We start from the raw sequence: 4,558 nt of genomic DNA, 5'->3' as shown, positions 1-4,558 counted from the left end.
TCGACAATAAAAGTTTGTCCACTTTTCCCAACTTTTAAAGTTTGCAAAAAATTACCGATCAGAGATAAACGTAGAGTTGTAAATAAGACGCCCAGAACTTTTCCATTTTTGTCAACAACTGGCTGAATTCTCGACATTACAGGCGTATGAATATTGGGACCAAAATAAATTGGACTCCAGGTAGGTTTGCCAGCTTTTAAGCTTTGTTGGTAAACTTGCATTTTTCGCGGATCGAAATTATTCACAACTTTGAGTAATTTCTGTCTTTCCCCTTGACTGCCTACAGAATAAATATATAGCTGATTCGTATTTTTTATGGTCACTGTTGATAAAATTTGTAGCTTTCCTTCATCATTAGTCTGAATAGCTACACCTTGACCTTTTTCATTTATTATTACTATGCCATTTACGCTATTAAATCGATTTTTTTGTCGCCAAATATGACGCTCCCACCCTCTCATATCTTCCATGCTCAATTGGCCCAAACTAACAGCATCAGCATTAATTTTATTAACTAAATCGGGAGCATCAAGATAGGTCTGTAAATTCTGCTCAATTCTCGTGGCAATTTCACGGCGTAACTGTCCTGCTACATCATTAACTGCTTTCTGTCCGTTTTGTAACGAAAAATATCCGGTTAACCCTACGGTTGTAAAGATTTGTAAAACAAAAGGAACAATTAAGACACGGCGTAACGGAATTTTTCGGAATTTAGAAACATTTGTACGCATAACTTTCTAGGAATAATGTATTTGTCTATACTAGAGAGCAAGAGAATCTTCACCAGACGTAGGACTCTTCTGTAGAGAAAGGGATAGGAAAGTCATAAGACTAGAGTGTGTTACAAAAAGTTTACTTAAAAAAAAGATTACATTGGTTAGCATCCTCATTGAACTATAATATGATGATACACCAATGGGACAAGGTTAATTTTTTCCCGACCCCTAGATAGTCAGAACGTCATGCAGCTTGTAATTGAAAAATTATGCTGCAGATTGGCTCTGCAAACAGGCAGCTTAGATAGTCAGGACGCCACGCAGCCTATAATTAAAAACCAAGTAAAAACCAAGGAGAAGGCTAAACCTTTATGAATAATTTATCTTTTTCAAAAAACGTTATCTTAATTGTAGATGATAATCCTACAAACTTAGGTGTTATATTTAACGTTTTAGATGAGGCAGGACTAGAAGTTTTAGTAGCTCAAGATGGAGAAAGTGCGCTGCAAAAAATAGAATATGTCACCCCAGATTTAATTTTATTAGATATAATGATGCCGGGAATTGACGGATTTGAAACTTGTTCTCGACTGAAAAGTAACCCGTCAACTTCAGAAATCCCGATCATTTTTATGACGGCTCTTGGCAACACCGATCAAAAAGTCAAAGGGTTGAGTCTTGGGGCTGTAGATTATATCACTAAACCCTTTCAAAAAGAAGAAGTATTAGCTCGAATTCAAGTTCATTTAGAGTTGCGAAACTTGACCAAAGATCTGGCAAGCAAAAATCAATTGCTCCAAGAAAAAATTGAAGAAAAAACGACTTTAGAAAAAACTTTACAACAATTGAATCAAGAATTAGAAAAACGAGTTGAAGACCGAACCTCTGAACTAAAACAAGCTCTACAGACCATACAACAAGCTCAACTCCAATTAATCCAAAGCGAAAAAATGTCTACCCTCGGTCAATTAGTGGCTGGAGTGGCTCATGAAATTAATAATCCAGTAGGCTTTATCAAGGGAAACCTGACTCATGCTGAAACTTATATTCAAGATTTATTAGAAATTGTTCATCTTTATCAGCAACAGTTTCCCTCTCCAGGTGCAGCGATTGCAACTCGTGCCGAAGAAGTGGATTTAGAGTATCTCATACAAGACTTACCCGAGCTTATTTCATCCATGAAAGTGGGCGTAGAACGGATTCGTCAAATTAGTGTATCTTTAAGAACTTTTTCCCGCGCTGATAGTACATCAAAAGTAGAAGCTAACCTGCATGAAGGGATTGACAGTGCATTACTAATTCTACAACATCGATTAAAAGCAAATGATACACGTCCGAAAATAGAAGTCGTTAAAAAATATGGAAATTTACCTCTAGTACCGTGCTACCCCGGACAGATAAATCAGGTATTTATTAACATTATTGCTAATGCCATTGATGCTTTAGAAGATTCTCTTCAGAAGCAAAACTTGGCAGAAATTAAAGCAAACCCTAGACAAATTACGATTTACACTGAAGTTGACCCCCACCGAAATCTCGCCATTATTCACATTAAAGATAACGGTTTGGGAATGCCGGAAGAGGTATGCACTAAAATATTTGATTATCTATTTACAACCAAGCCAGCAGAAAAAGGTACGGGACTGGGTTTATCGATTAGCCATCAGATTGTTGTAGAAAAACATGATGGTCAACTGAGTTGCTTTTCAGAACAGGGTGTTGGGACAGAGTTCATTATTGAAATTCCTTTAGCCTAAAGGGAGAGCGTAGGAATTAACAAATTTATGGGAGACTAAACCGACAGAGCAGGCAACGTCTCTACTCGGTCAATGAGACCCTTGTTATTATACTATTTATCAAAACTCACGCAATATTTGTCAGGGTTGATAAAATGTAGTATTGTCCCTTTTTTCAATGCTCTTGTAGCAAGGTTTTTCGCAAATGGTATTACTCTTTTACAAATCCCGATGAGTAAACCCCTTCGCATCCTTCCCTACATAACTAGCGGCAACATGGCCATCTCCAACAACTCGATACTTATAGGTAATCAAGCCCTCTAAACCAACAGGCCCGCGAGGCGGCATTTGCTGCGTGCTAATCCCCACTTCTGCACCGAAACCGTAGCGGAAACCGTCGGCAAATCGAGTCGAACAATTGTGATAAACTCCGGCCGCATCTACTCCATTTAAAAAACTTTCGGCGACTTCGCTGTCTTCGGTAACAATGACATCTGTATGTCGGGAACCGTAAGTATTAATGTGATTAATTGCCTCTTCCACAGAATCTACTATTTTGATTGACAAAATTAAATCGCTGTATTCTGTAGACCAATCCGCTTCATTTGCTTCGGCAATATTTTCGAGGATGGCGCGAGTTTTTCCGTCTCCACGCAATTCGACTTTTTTCTGCTGCAAAGCTTCGGCAACAGCGGGCAAGAAAACGGGGGCAATCGCACTGTGAACTAACAAGGTTTCAATGGCATTGCAGGCGGCTGGATACTGGGTTTTTGCATCTACAGAAATCTCTACTGCTTTCTGAATATCCGCCGCTTTGTCTGCGTACAAATGACAAATTCCGTCGGCGTGTCCCAACACGGGAATTCGTGTATTTTCCTGCACGAAGCGCACGAAGGAATTAGAACCTCTGGGAATAATCAAATCTACATATTGATCCATTTTCAGCAGTTCGATTGTTTCTTCCCGCGTGGTGAGCAACTGCACGGCTGCGGGATTAACCGCTGTTTCTGCTAATGCTTGATGTATCACTTTTGTCAATATTTCGCAGGAACGGACTGCCTCTTTGCCGCCTTTGAGAATGACGCCGTTTCCCGATTTGATTGCCAAGGATACTATCTGAATTAAAGCTTCTGGGCGCGCTTCAAAAATAATGCCTAAAACGCCCAAAGGACAGGTGACGCGCTTCAGAATTAATCCTGTATCCAATTCACGGTGAATTTGCACGACACCGATCGGGTCAGGGAGTTTCGCAACGTCGCGCACGCCTGCGATCGCACTTTTCAACTTGCTCTCATCCAACTTGAGGCGATCGTACAGCGGTTTCGCAATTCCATCCGCCTGGGCAGCCTTGCAGTCAGCAGCATTCGCCGCCAAAATATCCGGCGCAGCAGCTTCTAAAGCTTTAGCTATAGCCTCAATAGCTTGATTTTTGGCATCAGCGGACAAAACTGCCAATTTTCTAGCAGATACGCGCGTTTTTTGGGCAATTTCAATAATAGACATGGCAGTAAGTTTTAAATAGTTTTGAGTTTTGGGTTTTGAGTTTTGGGATTTCGGTCTTGACTTTTGAATTGAACCCCCAAAAAATAAATTTTGGGGCGGTTTTTAGTCTTAACAATTCTCAAGGAAATTCTGTATTTTTGTTGAGACCCCTTACAGCAATCCGCATTAACAGGTTAAAACAGTGAAGTATAGATAAAATCCCACGGTCATTTCAATTTGTCAATAACCTTAGGAGATTATTATGTCATCTCACGCCCCTTTACGCAAGGCAGGGCGAGCAGCCAAAGCCGGCGTTAAACTGATACAGAAAACTGGGGGAAACCTCGTTTTAGCTTCCAGCGTCACCATCAGCCTGCTGTTTGGTATGGTGTTAGCGCTATCCTTAGCCTCTGTTTTGATTCTCAACAGTCCCGATCCAGTCGCCGGATTGGCGATCGCACTTCCCATAACTCTGATTTTTAACATCGCTGCTTTTTTCCTATCGCCTTACTTGATGGACTTAAGCCAAAATTGGCTCTACAATACTCCCAGGGTAAACGCATCTTAACTGGAACCCCGAATATGCTACAGTTAAATCTGACTAAATTTCAATGTAGTTTGTTG

At 40.3% G+C, this 4,558-nt stretch carries 4 protein-coding genes; 2 read left to right on the top strand and 2 right to left on the bottom strand.

Annotated elements, in window-relative coordinates; translation table 11 throughout:
• On the bottom strand, positions 1–731 hold a 731-nt coding region (locus QUB44_RS30080; RefSeq protein WP_445299938.1), incomplete at its 3' end, for a PDC sensor domain-containing protein.
• Positions 732–1,087: 356 nt separating this feature from the next.
• On the opposite strand from QUB44_RS30080, the gene QUB44_RS30075 reads away from it, so the two are divergent.
• Positions 1,088–2,473: a response regulator gene (locus QUB44_RS30075; RefSeq protein ID WP_333373421.1), complete on the top strand. Its 1,386-nt coding sequence runs from the start codon at positions 1,088–1,090 to the stop codon at positions 2,471–2,473.
• 198 nt (positions 2,474–2,671) lie between these two features.
• Here QUB44_RS30075 and QUB44_RS30070 read toward each other — a convergent pair whose 3' ends face one another.
• On the bottom strand, positions 2,672–3,955 hold the full coding sequence (locus QUB44_RS30070; protein ID WP_333373418.1) for a glutamate-5-semialdehyde dehydrogenase: 1,284 nt from the start codon (positions 3,953–3,955) through the stop codon (positions 2,672–2,674).
• Between the two features lie 241 nt (positions 3,956–4,196).
• Here QUB44_RS30070 and QUB44_RS30065 point away from each other — a divergent pair, with 241 nt between their 5' ends.
• Complete coding sequence (locus QUB44_RS30065) at positions 4,197–4,502, top strand: hypothetical protein (protein WP_333373415.1); 306 nt, start codon at positions 4,197–4,199, stop codon at positions 4,500–4,502.
• The last annotated feature ends 56 nt before the right edge of the window (positions 4,503–4,558 follow it).

This window comes from Microcoleus sp. AT3-D2 (assembly GCF_036705715.1).
Lineage (GTDB): Bacteria > Cyanobacteriota > Cyanobacteriia > Cyanobacteriales > Microcoleaceae > Microcoleus.
Note: the sequence above shows the minus strand (reverse complement) of the source record. Positions and strands in the feature narration are given on the sequence as shown.